15 protein-coding genes are annotated in these 16,258 nt (G+C 72.0%); 7 read left to right on the plus strand and 8 right to left on the minus strand.

The genetic code is table 11. The features are described 5' to 3' along the window. Window positions 1–3: 3 nt before the first annotated feature. Genes gndA through G6N10_RS04115 form a run of 3 tightly spaced genes read right to left on the minus strand, consistent with a single transcriptional unit; the run spans window position 4 to window position 2,855 of the window. Window positions 4–1,467 carry an NADP-dependent phosphogluconate dehydrogenase gene (gndA, locus tag G6N10_RS04105; protein WP_085095686.1) on the minus strand — a complete coding sequence of 488 codons (1,464 nt, stop codon included), beginning with the start codon at window positions 1,465–1,467 and terminating at the stop codon, window positions 4–6. Window positions 1,468–1,505: 38 nt separating this feature from the next. Next, window positions 1,506–2,423, minus strand: coding sequence for a M56 family metallopeptidase (locus G6N10_RS04110; RefSeq protein WP_085095688.1), 918 nt, complete (start codon window positions 2,421–2,423; stop codon window positions 1,506–1,508). 15 nt (window positions 2,424–2,438) lie between these two features. Beyond that, window positions 2,439–2,855 carry a BlaI/MecI/CopY family transcriptional regulator gene (locus tag G6N10_RS04115; protein ID WP_085095690.1) on the minus strand — a complete coding sequence of 139 codons (417 nt, stop codon included), beginning with the start codon at window positions 2,853–2,855 and terminating at the stop codon, window positions 2,439–2,441. A gap of 221 nt (window positions 2,856–3,076) precedes the next feature. On the opposite strand from G6N10_RS04115, the gene G6N10_RS04120 reads away from it, so the two are divergent. Both G6N10_RS04120 and G6N10_RS04125 read left to right on the plus strand, forming a co-directional pair. Next, on the plus strand, window positions 3,077–3,838 hold the full coding sequence (locus G6N10_RS04120) for an iron reductase (RefSeq protein WP_085095692.1): 762 nt from the start codon (window positions 3,077–3,079) through the stop codon (window positions 3,836–3,838). 173 nt (window positions 3,839–4,011) lie between these two features. After that, entirely contained in the window at window positions 4,012–4,431 is a 420-nt protein-coding gene (locus G6N10_RS04125) for a PaaI family thioesterase (protein WP_234810543.1), read from the plus strand. Here the strand turns inward: G6N10_RS04125 and G6N10_RS04130 are convergent. Both G6N10_RS04130 and G6N10_RS04135 read right to left on the minus strand, forming a co-directional pair. Further along, complete coding sequence (locus G6N10_RS04130) at window positions 4,428–5,819, minus strand: NAD(P)/FAD-dependent oxidoreductase (RefSeq protein ID WP_085095694.1); 1,392 nt, start codon at window positions 5,817–5,819, stop codon at window positions 4,428–4,430. The two genes, G6N10_RS04125 and G6N10_RS04130, sit on opposite strands and share 4 nt — an antisense overlap. A 108-nt stretch (window positions 5,820–5,927) precedes the next feature. Further along, window positions 5,928–6,605, minus strand: coding sequence for an SDR family oxidoreductase (locus G6N10_RS04135; protein WP_085095696.1), 678 nt, complete (start codon window positions 6,603–6,605; stop codon window positions 5,928–5,930). A 195-nt stretch (window positions 6,606–6,800) separates the two neighbouring features. On the opposite strand from G6N10_RS04135, the gene G6N10_RS04140 reads away from it, so the two are divergent. After that, on the plus strand, window positions 6,801–7,823 hold the full coding sequence (locus G6N10_RS04140; protein ID WP_085095698.1) for an APA family fibronectin-binding glycoprotein: 1,023 nt from the start codon (window positions 6,801–6,803) through the stop codon (window positions 7,821–7,823). A 314-nt stretch (window positions 7,824–8,137) separates the two neighbouring features. Continuing rightward, window positions 8,138–8,404 carry a GlsB/YeaQ/YmgE family stress response membrane protein gene (locus tag G6N10_RS04145; RefSeq protein ID WP_085095700.1) on the plus strand — a complete coding sequence of 89 codons (267 nt, stop codon included), beginning with the start codon at window positions 8,138–8,140 and terminating at the stop codon, window positions 8,402–8,404. A gap of 9 nt (window positions 8,405–8,413) precedes the next feature. Here G6N10_RS04145 and G6N10_RS04150 read toward each other — a convergent pair whose 3' ends face one another. Further along, window positions 8,414–9,403, minus strand: a complete 990-nt coding sequence (locus G6N10_RS04150; protein ID WP_085095702.1) for an Acg family FMN-binding oxidoreductase — start codon at window positions 9,401–9,403, stop codon at window positions 8,414–8,416. A 132-nt stretch (window positions 9,404–9,535) separates the two neighbouring features. Between G6N10_RS04150 and G6N10_RS04155 the strand changes: the two genes are divergently transcribed. Further along, window positions 9,536–10,585 carry a zinc-binding alcohol dehydrogenase family protein gene (locus G6N10_RS04155; RefSeq protein WP_085095704.1) on the plus strand — a complete coding sequence of 350 codons (1,050 nt, stop codon included), beginning with the start codon at window positions 9,536–9,538 and terminating at the stop codon, window positions 10,583–10,585. Here the strand turns inward: G6N10_RS04155 and G6N10_RS04160 are convergent. Further along, window positions 10,582–11,352 carry a CPBP family intramembrane glutamic endopeptidase gene (locus G6N10_RS04160; protein WP_085095829.1) on the minus strand — a complete coding sequence of 257 codons (771 nt, stop codon included), beginning with the start codon at window positions 11,350–11,352 and terminating at the stop codon, window positions 10,582–10,584. The two genes, G6N10_RS04155 and G6N10_RS04160, sit on opposite strands and share 4 nt — an antisense overlap. Before the next feature lie 138 nt (window positions 11,353–11,490). Here G6N10_RS04160 and G6N10_RS04165 point away from each other — a divergent pair, with 138 nt between their 5' ends. Together G6N10_RS04165 and G6N10_RS04170 are read left to right on the plus strand one after the other, a co-directional pair. Further along, complete coding sequence (locus G6N10_RS04165) at window positions 11,491–12,972, plus strand: acetyl-CoA acetyltransferase (RefSeq protein ID WP_085095831.1); 1,482 nt, start codon at window positions 11,491–11,493, stop codon at window positions 12,970–12,972. An 85-nt stretch (window positions 12,973–13,057) separates the two neighbouring features. Further along, on the plus strand, window positions 13,058–14,824 hold the full coding sequence (locus G6N10_RS04170) for an NAD-dependent epimerase/dehydratase family protein (protein WP_085095706.1): 1,767 nt from the start codon (window positions 13,058–13,060) through the stop codon (window positions 14,822–14,824). 21 nt (window positions 14,825–14,845) lie between these two features. On the opposite strand, the gene G6N10_RS04175 is transcribed toward G6N10_RS04170, so the two are convergent. Next, on the minus strand, window positions 14,846–16,144 hold the full coding sequence (locus tag G6N10_RS04175) for an alpha-amylase family protein (RefSeq protein ID WP_085095708.1): 1,299 nt from the start codon (window positions 16,142–16,144) through the stop codon (window positions 14,846–14,848). Between the last annotated feature and the right edge of the window lie 114 nt (window positions 16,145–16,258).

A 16,258-nucleotide genomic window follows, 5' to 3' on the forward strand; every position in this document is an offset into this window, starting at 1 on the left:
CTCTCAGGCCTGGACCTCGCTGCGGTCACCGCTCCACTGGGTGTGGAACCGGGCCGCCGGGTCGGCGTCGATCCGGCCGTAGGTGTGCGCGCCGAAGAAGTCCCGCTGCCCCTGGATCAGCGCCGCCGACAGCCGCGGGGTGCGCAGCCCGTCGTAGTAGGACAGCGCCGAGGCGAAGCCGGGCACCGGGATGCCCAGGGCGGTGGCGGTGATGACCACCCGCCGCCAGCTGTCGATGCCCTCCTCGATGGCGGCGGCGAAGTACGGCGCGGCGATCAGCGTCGGCAGCTCCGGGTCGTCGTCGAAGGCCTCCTTGATCCGGTTCAGGAACTTCGCCCGGATGATGCAGCCGCCGCGCCAGATGGTGGCCAGATCACCGGGTTTGACGTTCCAGCCGTACTCGTCGGAGCCGGCCTGGATCTGGTTGAAGCCCTGGGCGTAGGCGACGATCTTCGAGGCGTACAGCGCCCGCCGGACGTCCTCGACGAAGGCGGCCGGGTCGGCGGGCCGCTCGCCCAGGGTGCCGGCCGACAACGGCGCGGCGGCCCGGCGCTGCGGCAGCGAGCCGGACAGCGCGCGGGCGAACACCGCCTCGGCGATGCCGGTCACCGGGACCCCGAGGTCCAGCGCCGAGATCACCGTCCAGCGGCCGGTGCCCTTCTGCCCGGCCTCGTCGACGATCACGTCGACCAGCGGTTTGCCGGTCTTGGCGTCGACCTGGCGCAGCACCTCGGCGGTGATCTCGATCAGGTAGCTGTCCAGGTCGCCAGCGTTCCACTCGGTGAACACCTCGGCCAGCTGTGCGGCGGTCATCCCGAGCCCGTCGCGCAGCAGCTGGTAGGCCTCGCCGATCAGCTGCATGTCGGAGTACTCGATGCCGTTGTGCACCATCTTGACGAAGTGGCCTGCGCCGTCGGGGCCGATGTGGGTGCAGCACGGCACGCCGTCGACGTGCGCGGAGATCTCCTCCAGCAGCGGGCCGAGCGAGACATACGATTCGGCCGGCCCGCCGGGCATGATCGACGGGCCGTTGAGCGCGCCCTCCTCGCCGCCGGAGATGCCGGCACCGACGAAGTGCAGGCCGCGTTCCCGGATCGCCTTCTCCCGGCGGATGGTGTCGGTGAACAGCGAGTTGCCGCCGTCGATGATGATGTCGCCGGGCTCCATCGCGTCGGCGAGCTCATCGATGACCGCGTCGGTGGCCGCGCCGGCCTTGACCATGATCAGCACCCGGCGCGGGCGCTCCAGCGCGTCGAGGAACTCCGCGATGGTCTCGCTGCGCACGAAGGAGCCCTCGTCACCGTGCTCGGCCAGCAGCGCGTCGGTCTTGGCGATCGAGCGGTTGTGCAGCGCGACGGTGTAGCCGTGCCGGGCGAAGTTGCGGGCGATGTTGGAGCCCATCACCGCCAGGCCAGTGACGCCGATCTGGGCGGTTCCGGTGCGGCTGGTGCTCTCGGGTGCGGTCATCGGGCGCCTTTCGGGATTCGGTTGTGATTGGTGTTCGGTCAGTGGGACAGCAGGCGGTGCAGTTCGGTGAGCCAGGGGATGGCCACCGCCAGCGTCGGGACGACGAGGACCGCGACGGCGGCGGCGTAGGCGGCCGCGCACAGCAGCGGGCTGTTGGGGTCGCCGGCCAGCCGTTGCACGCGCAGCACGGTGTGCGGTCCGCCGGCGGCCAGCGCGCCCGACGGCCGCGGCCCGGCGGCGCAGGCGACCAGCGCGCGGGCCAGCGGGGTGGGGCCGGCGGCGCGCACCGCGGCGTCGTCGGCGAGCAGTTCGACAAGCAGCCGCACCGAGTCCAGCGCACTGGCGCTGCGGACGAATCGGGGGAACGCGGCGTGCACCGCGGTGAATGCCTCGAGCACCAGGTCGTGGCGGGCGCGCAGGTGGGCGCGTTCGTGGCTGAGGATCGCGGCCATCTCCGAGTCGTTGAGGGTGGCCAGGGTGCCCTCGGAGACCACCACCCGGCTGCGCACGCCGGGCAGGCAGTAGGCCAGCGGTTGGTGCACGTCCAGGATGCGCAGGCCGCCGCGGCTGACCCCGAGCAGATCGACCAGCATCCGGTGCCGGGCGCGGCGGCGCCGGGTGCCGATGGCGACCCGCACGACGGCGACGGCCAGCCGCGCGCCGACCAGCAGGGTCAGGCCAAGGGCGCCGACGTGCAGCAGCCAGGACGCCCAGCCGAGCCGGTTCAGCGCGTCGAGCAGGTCACGGCCCGGCAGCCCGTCCGGGCCGGGCAGGTACAGCGCGGAGGCGATGGCCAGGCCGGCGCTGAACGCCGACAGCACGGCGGCGATGGCGATCGACTGCCAGAGCACCACTGCGGCGCGCGGCGCCCGCAGCGGCCAACTGGCCCGGGCCAGCAGCGCAGGCACCGGCCCCGCCAGCAGCACGGCGAGGAGGGCGAAGGCCAGGGCGGACACGCCGCATAGTCTCCCTCAGCCGGTGGCGACTTCGCCAGCCGACCTCGTGGTGCCGTGTTTGGCCTCCAGTTCGGCCAGGGCGCGGCGCAGGGTGTCGGCCTCGTCGATACCGACGCGTTCGACGAAGTGCATCAGGGCGGCCTGCCTGCTGCCGGTGTCGGCGGCCTGATCCAGTGCGTCGACCATCAGACCGGCGACCAGCACGTCCCGGCCGTGCGAGGGGGCGTAGCGATGCGCGCGATCGTCCCGGTGCTGGACGACGAGGTTTTTCCGGGCCAGCCGCTGCAGCACGGTCATCACGGTGGTGTAGGCCAGCTCACGCTGTGCGGTCAGAGCCTCGTGCACCTGACGGACCGTCTGCGGTTCGGTCGCGGACCAGAGGTGGTCCATGACCGCCTGCTCGAGGTCCCCCAATCGGGCCATTCTGCTCATGATTCGTTCATCTCCCACGCGATCTTCACAGCGTACCCGTGATTACTACGGTCGGTCGTATCGAGTTTTCGCACCTGCTGCGCGGCCTCGCGGTCATCGGTAACAACGCAGCTCAACGCACTTTCGGCAGCGATCGGGGATGTGAAGGTAATCACAGCACCCGGTCGGTCGCACTCCGCCGATCCTATGGTTAGGTTTCCCTATCCTAATCAGGAGGTGTCATGACCGTCGTCATCGAGGACCCGCTGATCGCCGCGATGGCGATCCACCAGGAGCTGCCGCTGCACGATTCGGCGCGACGCCTGCGCGCGCTGTATCCCGAGTGTCCCCGGGTCTACGGCGTCGCGGTGATGGGAGACGTGTCGCGGCGACGCTGGTGGCCGCTGGAGGAGGCGCTGACCCGGGGCCGGCTGGCGGAGATGTTCGAGCTCACCGCCGCCGAGATCGGCAACCCGGCCGTCGCCGCGCAGCAGCTCGCGGCCAGCCTGGCGCACGCCGTCATCGGCCGGGTGGTCGCGCTGGTGGTGCTGGAGGGCCGGGCCTGGGACGCCGGACTGGAGAACCTGTGGGTGCACGTCGACTCCGAGGGGGCCATCGACTGGCTCGGCGTCGTCGACCCGACCGTGCGGACGCTGCCCGGCGATCCCGACGTCGGGGCCGCCGGGACGCTGGAGCTGCCGAGCGAGGCCGCGCTGGCGACCTGGATCGCGCATCGCTGCCACCGCTCGCTGGCGCCGCTGTTCGCCGAACTGCACCGGGTCAGTGCGGCGGCGGTCGACGTGGCGGCGATGTGGCACGCCGTCGGCACGGCCGTGGTGGTCGCCGCGACGCAGGCGCCGCTGCTGGCGGGGTTCAGCGAAACCGTCGGCATGCGGCGGGGCCAGGCGGTGCTCGATGCCCTGGCCGGATTCGGACTTCCGGTGCGGGGCCGGACGGTTTCCCGGGTACCCCTTGCAACGTTAGGGCAGGCTTGCCTACAATGAATGGGTGAGGCTAACGGACCGAGCCGGAGTCCTGAGGGCTGCAGGACCGCCGGTCCACTCCGAAGGTTGGGGCCCCGCGCCGAAAGGCGCGGGGCCCCAACTGTCTTCACCGGGCGCGCTGTCTTCGCCGGGCCGGTGCGCTCACGGCCGGGCAACGGTGTAGACACGACGGGGTGGAAACCAATTCGTCCCCGGTGCCGCCCGAGCTCTCGGCGCCCTTCGACAGCGAACTCGGCCTGGTCTACACCGAGGTGACCCCGGACGGCAGCAAGGCCGAACTGAGCGTCAAGCCGACGCTGCTGCAGCCGGCCGGCATCGTGCACGGCGGGGTGTACTGCGGGATCATCGAATCGCTGGCCAGTGTGTCGGCCTACTCCTGGCTGCTGGAGCACGGCGGCGGCACCGTCGTCGGGGTCAACAACAACACCGACTTCCTGCGGGCGATCACCGCCGGCACCGTGTACGCGGCCTCCGAGCCGATTCACCGCGGCCGTCGCCAACAACTGTGGCTGGTCACCATCCGCGACGCCGACGACCGCATCGTCGCCCGCGGGCAGGTCCGGCTGCAGAACCTGCCGGCCGAACCCGCCTAACCGGCTTTGTCGGCCTGTTCGGCCTTCTCAGCCTTTTCGGCTTCGACGGCGGCGATCTCTTCGAGCTGATCGATCAGGGTGCGGGCGTACGCCTGCTGCTCGGTGATGGTCAGCTGGCCGCGGCCCGGCGACAGGAACGACCGAGCCCAGGACAGCAGGGTGATCAGCTTGGTCTGGAAGCCGACCAGGTAGATCAGGTGCAGGAACAGCCAGGCCAGCCAGGCCAGGTAGCCGCCGAATTCCAGCTTGCCGACCTGGGCGACCGCCGAGTGCTTGGACACCGCGGCCATCGAGCCCTTGTTGAAGTACTTGAATGGGGTCCGGCTGGCCCGATCGGCGCCCTTGAGCTCGGCCTTGATCAGGTTCGCCGCGTACCGGCCGCCCTGGATCGCGCCCTGCGCCTGGCCCGGAACCCCCTCGACCGAGGCCATGTCGCCGACCACCCAGACGTTCGGGTGCCCGGGGATGGTCAGGTCGGGCAGCACCTTGACCCGGCCGGCCCGGTCGATCTCGGTGTCCGACTGGCGGGCCAGGTCGGCGCCCAGCGGACTGGCGGCCACACCGGCCGACCACACCTTCGTCGCGGCCTCGATCCGCTTGGTGGTCCCGTCCTGGTACTTGACCATCAGGCCGTTGCGGTCGACGTCGGTGACCATCGCGTTGAGCTGGATCTCCACGCCCATCTTCTCCAGCCGGCGCTGCGCCTTGCCGCCGAGCTTGGCGCCCATCGGGGGCAGCACCAGCCCGGCGCCTTCGATCAGGATGACCCGGGCCTGGGCGGGATCGATGTGGCGGAACGCGCCCTTGAGGGTGTGCTCGGCCAGCTCGGCGATCTGGCCGGCCATCTCCACCCCGGTGGGGCCGGCGCCGACCACGACGAAGGTCAGCAGCTTCTCCCGGCGCACCGGGTCCGACGACCGTTCGGCCTGCTCAAAGGCGCCCAGGATGCGTCCGCGCAACTCCAGCGCGTCGTCGATGGTCTTCATGCCCGGCGCCCACTCGGCGAACTGATCGTTGCCGAAATACGACTGGCCGGCGCCGGCGGCGATGATCAGGCTGTCGTACGGGGTGCGGTAGGTGTGGCCCAGCAGCACCGAGTCGACGGTCTGATTGGCCAGGTCGACGTGGGTGACCTCGCCGAGCACCACCTGCGCGTTGCGCTGCCTGCGCAGGATGATCCGGGTGGGCGGGGCGATCTCGCCCTCGGACAGGATGCCGGTGGCGACCTGATACAGCAGCGGCTGGAACAGGTGATGGGTGGTCTTGGCGACCAGCTTGATGTCGACATTGGCGCGTTTGAGCTTCTGCGCGGCGGTCAGGCCACCGAAGCCCGAGCCGATGATGACGACCTTGTGTTTGTCCGATGGTGTGGTGCCGGGATGGCTCACCTTTAGGCTCCTCGAAACCGCGTTGTGGATCGACCGTTTCACCCTAGCCGCCGCCGGTCACGGCGACCCGATGAAGGCCCGATCGCGCGGGTGCAGGGTCGGGCCGGCTCAACCGAAGTGCGCCGGCACCCCGTTGCTGACGTGCAGCGTCTGACCGGTGATGTGCCGGGCCGACGGGCTGCTCAGGAAGATCGCCAGCCGGGCGATCTCGGCGGCGACGGTCGGCTGCGGCGCCGACAGGCCGTCGTACCCGGGCTCCACGGTGCGCCCGGCGGCGACGACGTTGATGGTGATCCCGCGGGTGCCGAAGTGCTCGGCCTGCCCGGCGGTCCAATCCGAGAGCGCGGCCTTGACCGCCGCGGGGACACTGCCGTCCTGCACATGCGCGGGGACGACGGAGATGATCGCGCCGCCGGAGCGCAGGTGATCACCGATGGTCTGCAGGGTGAGCACCGGGGCAAGCACGGTGGCGTCGAGGGCCTCGTGCCAGGCGGCCGAGCGCTGCGCGAGGCTGTAGGTGCGCGGGTCGCCGGCGGGCTGCCGGGGCGCGGGCACGTTGACGATGGTGTCGAGGTGGTGCGGGAACCGCGTCCGCGCCTCGGCGAGGCTGGCCGGATCGGTGCTGTCACACACCACATAGGCCAGGTCGAGTTCCTTCGCGGCGATCTCCAACTCGTCGCGTCGGGCACCCGAAATCACCACGTTGTGGCCGGCGTCGCGGAAACCGGCCGCGACGGCGCGGCCCAGGTCGGTGTCGGCACCGGTGACGAGAACTTCTGTCGTCATGCGCGCTGGCCTCCTCGGCGGTTGAGACGCGGTCGGATACATGTTACTGGACGGTAGCTACAGAACGGAAACCGTTCGCGCGTGTTCGGCCGATCGGCGGCGCCGGACAACGACGCGGTGGGCCCCGCGACACCCCGGAGCCGCCGGTGCGCGACTTCACTTGCGTCACGCCCGCGACACGGTAGGTTCGACGGCATGTCTTTGCCAGACCCCATGAACGCCCGCCGGACCGGCCGGTTCAGGTCAGTCACGATGGCCGCGATCGCCGGCGCCGGGGCCGTTTGCCTCATGCTGCCCCCATCGGTGGCCTACGCCGACCCCGTGCCAGCCCCGCCCGCTCCGGCGCCCGCCGAACCGGCCCCGGCGCCTCCGCCGGCCGATCCGAATGCGCCGCCGGCCCCGCCGGCGGACCCGAACGCGCCGCCGGCCCCGCCGGCGGACCCGAACGCGCCGCCGGCACCGCCGGCGGACCCGAATGCGCCGCCGGCCCCGCCGGCCGATCCGAACGCGCCGCCGGCACCGCCTGCCGATCCGACGCTCGATGATCCGGCGCGGGTGAAGAATGCGGAGGGCTCGTTCAGCTTCCTGCCGCCGCCGGGATGGGTGGTCGGTGACGCCAGCCGGCTCAACTACGGCCAGGTGCTGCTGACCAAGGAAGTTCCGCCGCCGCTGCCGGGCCAGCCCGCGCCGCCCCCGGCCAACGACACCAGCATCCTGCTGGGCCGGCTGGACCTGAAGCTGTTCGCCGGCGCCGAGCCGGACAACGCCAAGGCCGCCGTGCGACTGGCCTCGGACATGGGCGAGTTCTTCATGCCCTTCCCGGGCACCCGGATCAACCAGTCCTCCAGCCCGCTGGATGCCGGCGGCATGAAGGGCAGTGCGTCGTACTACGAGGTGAAGTTCACCGACACCACCAAGCCCGACGGCCAGATCTGGGCCGGCGTGGTCGGCGACGCCGGCGCGAGCGCGCCGCGCGGGCAGCGCAACGAGCGGTGGTTCGTAGTGTGGCTGGGCACCGGCAAGGACCCGGTCGACAAGGTCGCCGCCGACGCACTGGCGAATTCGATCCGGCCCTGGGCGCCCCCGCCCCCGCCGCCGGCGGACCCGAACGCTCCGGTCGACCCGAACGCGCCCGCACCCGGCGCACCCGGCCACCCGGGCGTCGGCGTGCCGGTGCCGGTGGAGAACCCGGACCCGGCCATGCTGCCCCCGGCCTGATTCGACGAGCGGCGTTTTTCCGCGAGGAGAGATCAGGCCGAACGGCAGGGCCTGATTCGACGAGCGGCGTTTTTCCGCGAGGAGAGATCAGGCCGAACGGCAGGGCCTGATTCGACGAGCGGCGTTTTTCCGCGAGGAAGAGATCAGGCCGAACGGCAGGGCCTGATTCGACGAGCGGCACACCCCGGTCCCACTGCGGACCGGGGTGTTTTGCTGTCTGCGAACTGGGCACCGCACCGTGGCGCAATCGCAATCCGAGGTTTATCGGGCCGGGCTACGGTGGAATACCCGTAGGACAACGAAGGGTGATTGCGATGATCTGGGACATCGTCTTGTTGATTCTGCTCGGCCTGATCTGTGGCGGCATCGCCCGGTTGATCGTGCCCGGCAAGGAGAGCTTCGGCTGGATCGTGACGGCCCTGCTCGGCATCGCCGGGGGCTACGTCGGCGGCACGCTGGGCAGCCTGGTGTTCGCGCCGCACCAGTTCGACTTCCGGCCGCCGATCGAGCACTCCTTCATCGGCGGCGTGATCGGTGCGGTCATCCTGCTCTGGGTGTACAAGAAGGTTGCCACCCGGTAGCGGAGCCGTTCAGCAGATCGGGGCGCCGTCGAGCCGCTCGACCACCTCGGACAGCGGCCGGCGCGGCGACGCGGGCAGCGGATCGGCGTTGATCGGCGCCCAGCCGATCCGCAGCAGCATCTGCGGGTAGCTGTCGCCGCCGAGCACCGTCTGCCGGACCATCTCGCGGGTGTCCGGCAACTCCAGCGGATCGGTGAGCGGGCAGCTGGCCAGCCCGAGCGCCGTCGCGGTCAGCAGCACCACCCCGGTCGCCTCGCCGGCCCGCAGCACGGTCAACGGGTCATCGGCCACCGTGCCCAGCGCCACCGCCAGGCCGGCGTCCGCGCGGGTGTTGGCCCCGGCGGGCTGCGCCAGGCCGGGATTGGCGAAGATCCTGGCCGGGAACACGGCGGCGTCGTCCACCGGCGGGATGTTGCGCGACGGGACCCCGGATTCGAACCCGGCGCGGCCGCTCCACTGCGCCAGCTCCGCGAGATAGTCGGCGTCGTCGGTGCGCCGTCGCGCAGCGACCGTCAGCGCATGACTGACCTGCGCGGATTTCACCCGGCGCAGGCTCACACCGTGGCGCGCGGCACGCGAGGCCATCAGTGCGATGTCGCCGCCGGGCACCGGCCAGGAGCTGTAGATCCGGCGATCGGTGCGCCGCCGGGGGATGGCCGCGGCCAGCGCGATGTCCTGCTCGCTGCCGCCGCGCCCGCAGATCTCGACACTGGCCAGATGGTCGGGATCCGACGGGTTGGGCAGCCGATGAACGTGGGTCTGCCAGCCCAGTGCCGCCAGCCCCACGGTCAGGTGCTGCAGCGCGATGCCGCAACTCAGCAGCAGGTCGTGGCGCGTCGGGTCGGTGTGCGGCAGGTGTCGCTCGGAGTCCGCGTACAGCTGCACCGATTCGGCGCCGACCCGCCATCGCCAGGGTTGCGAATTGTGGATCGACGGCGCCCGAACCGCCAGCGACAGGGCGGCGTGAACGGTGTCCTCGTCGGGCAGCTCGAGGGTCATACTCGACACCCTCGCATCGAACGGGCCGCCGGTGGACGCGCAAAGGACCCTTTCGGCGGTGGCATTGGTCACTTCCGGTCGGCGACGCGGACCGGGCCGCGGGGTGACAATGACAGGGTGGCAGCCGCCGAGATGAACGCCTGGCAGGTGGTGCGGCCGGGACCGATGCGCACCCACCCGCTGGAACGACGGCGGGTACCCGTGCCGCGGCCGGGTCCCGGCGAACTGCTGGTCGCGGTGCGGGCCTGCGGGGTGTGCCGCACCGACCTGCACGTCGGCGAGGGGGACCTGCCGGTACACCGCCAAAACGTGATCCCCGGCCACGAGGTGGTCGGTGAGGTCCTCGACTGCGGGCCCGGCGCCGCGGGGGAGTTCGCGGTCGGGGACCGGGTCGGCATCGCCTGGTTGCGGCACACCTGCGGGACCTGCCGCTATTGCCGCCGCGGCGCGGAGAACCTGTGCCCGGACTCCCGCTACACGGGTTGGGACGCCGACGGCGGGTACGCCGACTACACCACGGTGCCCGCCGCGTTCGCCCATCCGCTGCCGGCCGGGTACACCGACGCCGAGCTGGCGCCGCTGTTGTGCGCGGGCATCATCGGCTACCGGGCGCTGGCCCGGGCCGAGCTGCCCGAGGGCGGCCGGCTGGGTCTCTACGGCTTCGGCGGCAGCGCGCACCTGACCGCGCAGGTCGCGCTGGCCCGCGGCGCCGAGGTGCACGTGATGACCCGCGGCGCGGCGGCCCGGGAACTCGCGCTGGGCCTGGGGGTGACCTCGGTGCAGGGATCGGCCGACCGGCCGCCGGTGCCGCTGGACGCCGCGATCCTGTTCGCCCCGGTCGGTGAGCTGGTGCTGCCGGCCGCCGAAGCGCTCGACCGGGGCGGCACACTGTCGATCGCGGGTATCCACCTCTCCGACATTCCGGCGCTGAACTATCAGCGGCACCTGTTTCAGGAGCGCCAGATCCGGTCGGTCACCTCGAACACCCGCGCCGACGCCCGGGCGTTCCTGCGGTTCGCCGGCGAGCACCGGATGCAGGTCAGCACGCCGGAGTATCCGATGTCGCGGGCCGACGAGGCGCTGACCGATCTGGCGGCGGGGCGGATCGCCGGGGCGGCGGTGCTGATCAACGCAGCGGCGTCGAGCGGGTTGGCGTCGAGCGGGTTGGCGTCGAGCGGCTAGCTGGAGGCGTGCCAGACCAGCGCGGCGGCCAGCGCACCGATGCCGTTGAGCGACCAGTGCAGCGCGATCGGCGCGAGCAGGCTGCCGCTGCGGCGGCGCAGCCAGGTGAAGACGAAACCGGCGGCGGCGGTCGCGATGACGGCCCCGACGATGCCGGCCAGCACACCGAACAACCCGCCGCCGAGGATTCGGCTGAACCCGATATTGCCGGCGGTCAGGCCCAGTGAGCTGGCGATGTGCCAGAAGCCGAACAGCAGCGATCCGACGGCCAGCACGCCGCGGAAGCCCCAGGCCCGGGCCAGCGCGCCGTGCAGCACGCCGCGAAAGGCCAGTTCCTCGGGGATGACGGTCTGCAGCGGGATGATCAGCATGGAGGCGATCAGCGCGCCCGAGAGCGTCGCGTAGTGGTCGTTCAGGAACATCGGCCGGGTCCAGGGCAGCAGCGCGCCGATCGCGACGACCGTTGCGACCAGGGCGAAGGCGCCGAGCCCGTAGAGAATCCCGGAGCGCCAGGAGTCGCGGCCGAGCCCGAGTTCGGACCAGCCCAGACCGCGCGAGCGCACCAGCATCAGCAGCCCCACGGCCGCGGCCGGGACGGTCACGATGTTCGCCCACGGAGTGGTGAAGTGCGCGATCAGATTGGTCAGCGCGAGCACCACCACCACGACGGCGATGTCGACGTAGATGTGCGCGTGCTGCAGGGCGGTCAGCGCCGAGGCCAGCGGATGGTGAAACGACGGATGCGGGGCCGGCGCGCCGTCAGACAGCGGCACGGCGGCGTTCGAATCGATCGTCGTCACCGGAAAATCATAGCGGATTTCACCGTCAGTGCAGGTCAAGAGATCTTTATCACGGACAAACCTGGTCAGAAGTGACACAAGTTGCAGTTTGGCTACTGTGTGCTGGTGACACTGGATCCCCGCACCCCGGTCCTGGTCGGCTACGGCCAGATCAATCAGCACGACGATCCGGCCACCGCGCCCGGCGAACCCGTCGAGTTGATGGCCCGGGCCGCCCGCCGGGCGGCCGACGACGCGGTGCTGGCCGCCGTCGACACCGTCGCGGTGGTGAACCTGCTGTCCTGGAAGTACCGCGACCCGGGGCTGCTGCTGGCCGAGAAGATCGGCGCGCGACCGGCCCGCACCGGCTACACCGGTGTCGGCGGCAACATGCCGCAGACCCTGGTCAACCGGGCTTGCCGGGACATCCTGGCCGGGCGAGCCGAGGTGGTGTTGCTGGCCGGCGGGGAGACCTGGCGCACCAACAAGCGGCTCAAGGCCACCGGCGCCGAGCCGCCGTGGACCGTGCAGGACGAGGCGGTGCCGCAGGCCGAGGTGGTCGCCGAGGGTGCCGAACTGGCCGGCCCGGCCCAGTTGCGGGTGCACCTGCTGCTGCCCTCGCATGTCTACCCGCTGTTCGAGCAGGCAATCCGGGTGACCGCGGGCACGGCTCCCGAGCAGCACCGGGCCCGGCTCGGCGGCCTGTGGCAGCGCTTCAACGCCGTCGCGCAGCACAACCCGCACGCCTGGAATCGCCGTGCGGTCGGCGCCGAGGAGATCTGGCGGGACGGCCCGGACAATCGGATGATCAGCTGGCCCTACACCAAGCTGATGAACTCCAACAACATGGTCGACCAGGGCGCGGCGCTGGTGCTGACCTCGGTGCGGCGCGCCGGTGAGCTGGGCATCCCGCGGGACACCTGGGTATTCCCCTGGTCGGGCACCGATGCCCACGACACCTACGACATCGCCGAGCGCGCCGCCTTTGACCGTTCCCCGGCAATCCGGATTGCCGGGGAACGGGCGCTGGCGCTGGCCGGACTGGGCGTCGACGACATCGATCTGGTCGACGTCTACTCCTGCTTCCCGTCGGCGGTCCAGATCGCCGCGGCCGAACTGGGCCTGGCCGTCGACGACGACGCCCGGCCGCTGACGGTGACCGGCGGGCTGACCTTCGCCGGCGGGCCGTGGAACAACTACGTGATGCACTCCATTGCGACGATGGCCGAGCGGCTGGCCGCCGGGGCCGGTGCCCGCGGGTTGATCACCGCCAATGGCGGTTACCTGACCAAGCACGCGTTCGGCGTCTACGGCACCGAACCGCCGCCGGACGGATTCCGCTGGGCCGACGTGCAGGACGAGGTCGACCGCGAGCCGACCCGGACCGCGGCCCCGGACTTCGCCGGCACCGGCCGGGTGGAGACCTGGACCACGCCGGTCGGGCGCGACGGCACCCCGGAGAAGGTGTTCGCCACGGTGGACACCGGTGACGGACGCCGGGCCATCGCGGTCGTCCACGACCCCGCCCAGGCCGCCGCCTCGACCACCGAGGACCTCGCCGGCGCCGCCATCGAGGTGCGTCCGGACGGGACCGCCGAGCTGGGCTAGCCGCCGGGTCGGCCGGACCGGCGAAATCGGTGCCGCAACCGCGGCGACGCTCCTATTCTCGAGTGCGGCACGGATCGGGGGTGTTATGCGGATATTGCTCACCGGCGCGGGCAGCGGGCTCGGCCGGGCCGCCGCGCGGCACCTGATCGCCGCCGGTCACGACGTCACCGGGATCTCCGAGGCCGGCCATCCGATGCTGGACGCGCGGGTCCGGCTGCACCGTGGTCCGCTGACCGGGCCGGTGCTGCAGGATCTCGCCGATGAGGCCGACGCCATCGTGCACCTGGCTCCGGTCGAGCCGGGGGAGCCCGACGCCGCGGGGCCCTCCGGCGTGCTGGCGGTCAGTGACGCCGCCGGGCGGTCCGGCTCCCGACTGCTGTTCGTGGTGCCTGCCGCCGGCGACCCGGACATCTACCGCTACCCGGAGCAGTTGGTGACCTCGAGCTGGGCCCCGAGCCTGGTCATCCGGGTCGCGCCGCTGCTGGGCCGGGAACCGATCCCGATGGTGGCCCGCACGGTGCACACGCTGCGCCGCCGCGGCGGGCCCGAGTCGATGCGGCTGCTGCACGTCGACGACCTGCTGCGATTCCTGTCCCGCGCGGTCGGCTCGCACCGCACCGGAACCGTCGACCTGGCCATCGCCGAACCGGTTTCGGTGGCCGCGGCCCGGCGCTGGTTGGCCGGCGCCAGCCTTCCGCTGCGTCGCCGAAGCCCCTGGACGGACCCCGATCCCGGCTACAAACTCCTTCCGCTGCAACGTGATTGGGAGTTCAGCTGCGGGTGGACCGGGCTGGCGGCGGTGATCGACACCGCCCGCGGCTGCGGGCGGCGGCTGCACCCGGGCGGCGCGGCACCGCCGCGGATCACCGTCGAGGTCCCCGGCACCGACCTGATCGACGCCGCGCCGATCGGCCAGGCCGGCGAACTCGACGACCGCATCGATGCGCGGTTCCCGGTCTTCGTCGCGCCCCCCGCGGCCGGCCCGGACGACCGACCCGCCGGGCCGCTGTCGCCGCTGTCGCTGGACCTGCACGCCGGCGGGCTGGGGTGCGCCCAGCGCGCGGTGGCCGCGGCACTGGGACTGCCCGCCGGGCTCGGTGAGGAATGGACCCACCGGGCCACCGCGGTGTTCGGGCACCGGTTCTACGCCGGCCAGTCGGTCGCGACCGCGGTCGGCGAACTGGGTGTGCACCGCGCCGCGACGCACCCCCGACTGCTGACGCTGGCCGGGCGCTACGGCGCCGAATGCGACGCGCTGACCCTGGACGTGGCCACCGACGCCGGAATCGACACCGCGGTCGGCGAGCTGTCCGACGCCGCGCTGAGCGTGCGGATCCGGTTGCTGGGCAACCGGATTCGGCAGGGCTGGACGACGACGACGCTCGGGCTGCTGATCGAGGACACCCTCGGCCCGGTCGCCGAGCGCCGGGCCCCGCTGGCCTGGAGCCTGCGGCTGGCCGGCGCGGCGATGCGACTGGACCTGGCCGGGCTGCCGGACGCGCCCGCGGGCACCCTGGAAACCCCGGGCGCCGGGCAGCCGCCGGCGCTGACCCGGCGACTGCTGGACACCGCGCGGGCCGGCCGGGAGAAATGCTGGCAGCTGACGCTGGCCGACCTGACCCGGCTGGCCGCGGCGGTGACCGAGGCCGGCCGGCGGATGGCGGCCGTGCGCGCGCTGGCCGCAGCCGCCGACGTGCACCTGCTGACCTGCGAGGAAATCGCCGTGGGCCCGCTGGACTCCCGGCTGCGGGTCAAACGCCGGCGCGCCGACGCCGACCGGCTGGCCGCGATCGCCATGCCGGCGCTGATCGACGGCCAGTGGGGTCCGGGGGCGCAGCGCGACGCCGGCTGAACCGCTCGGCTCACCGGGTCCTCAGGCCGGCTCCAGGATCAGCCAGCCGGGCGCGGGCACGGTGAACTCGGTGCCGACCTGCGGCGGCGGGGCGCCGCCACCGGCCAGGATCCGGGCCGGGCGGGGCAGCCCGAAGCCGACCGGCCCGTCGTCGATGTTCAGCGCGACGAACAGTTCGTCGTCCCCGCGGTGGACGCGGTACAGGTAGCGGCGGTTGTCCAGCCGCAGTGCCTCGGTGCGGGCGGTGTGCAGCCACGGATGCCTGCGCCGCAGCCCGATCAGGAACTGGTGCAGCGCAAACATCTGCCGGCCTGCCTCGTCCACCGGCAATGGCGGAGCGCCGAACTCGGGGCGCACGGCGTCGTCGCCGCCGAACCGGTCCTCCTTGATGCCGCGGAAGGCGAATTCGTCGCCGGCGTAGATGGTTGGCACCCCGCCGACGGTCAGCAGCAACACCAGCGCCAGCGCCACGTGCTCGGGTTCGGTCAGCCGGCTGGCGATGCGGGTGACGTCGTGATTGCCGATGAAGGTTTGCGGCACAAACGAATCCAGGAACTCGTCGTGGCGTCGCAGGGCCCAGTCGAGTTCGTGGAAGTTGCCGTCGTTCAGCGAGCTCCAGATCGCCTTCCACAGCTCGTACTGGGTGACCGCGTCGAAGCCGGCCGCGCTGACCAGGCCGGCGTAGTCACCGTGGATCACCTCGCCGACGATCCACGCCTCGGGGTGCGCGGCACGCACCCGGGGCAGCACCGCGGTCCAGAACCGCGGCGGTACCGCGTACGCCGCGTCCAGTCGCCAGCCGTGCACGCCGCGGTCGAGCCAGTGCGTCATCACCTCGGTGACGTAGTCGGCGACCGCCGGGTTGGCGTGGTTGAGGGTGATCAGGTCGCCGTGGCCCTCGAAGGTGCCGAACTCGTCGGGCCCGCCGAGGAACCAGTCGCGCGCCGCGGCGTCACCCTCGCGGGCCGCCCGGTACCGCGGGAACTCGGTGCCGACGTGGTTGAACACCCCGTCCAGCAGCACCCGCAGGCCGCGCTCCCGGGCGGCGGCGACCAGCGCGTCGAGGTCGTCGTCGGTGCCCAGGCGCGGATCGATGCGGAAATGGTCGGTGGTGTCGTAGCCGTGGCTGCGGGAGGCGAAGATCGGGCCGAGCGCGATGCCGGAGGCCCCCAGCGCCTGGGCGTGGTCGAGCCAGGCGGTCACCCGGGCCAGTTGGTGCGCGGCGGGCCCCGGCGGCTGCTCGGACGGGTAGGCCCCGACGAAGCCCAGCGGATACACCTGCCACCAGATCGCGTGTGCCACCCAATCCGGCTCGGTCATGGCGGGCAGTCTAGTCACCGGCCCCGAGATGGTTGCCGACGGCAAAACCCGGTAGGAAGTCGCCGCGCCGGATAGGTTCAGTCCCGTGGATCTTTGGTGTGCCGGGTTCCCCCG

Origin of the sequence: Mycolicibacterium fallax, assembly GCF_010726955.1 — a bacterium.
Taxonomy (GTDB): domain Bacteria; phylum Actinomycetota; class Actinomycetes; order Mycobacteriales; family Mycobacteriaceae; genus Mycobacterium; species Mycobacterium fallax.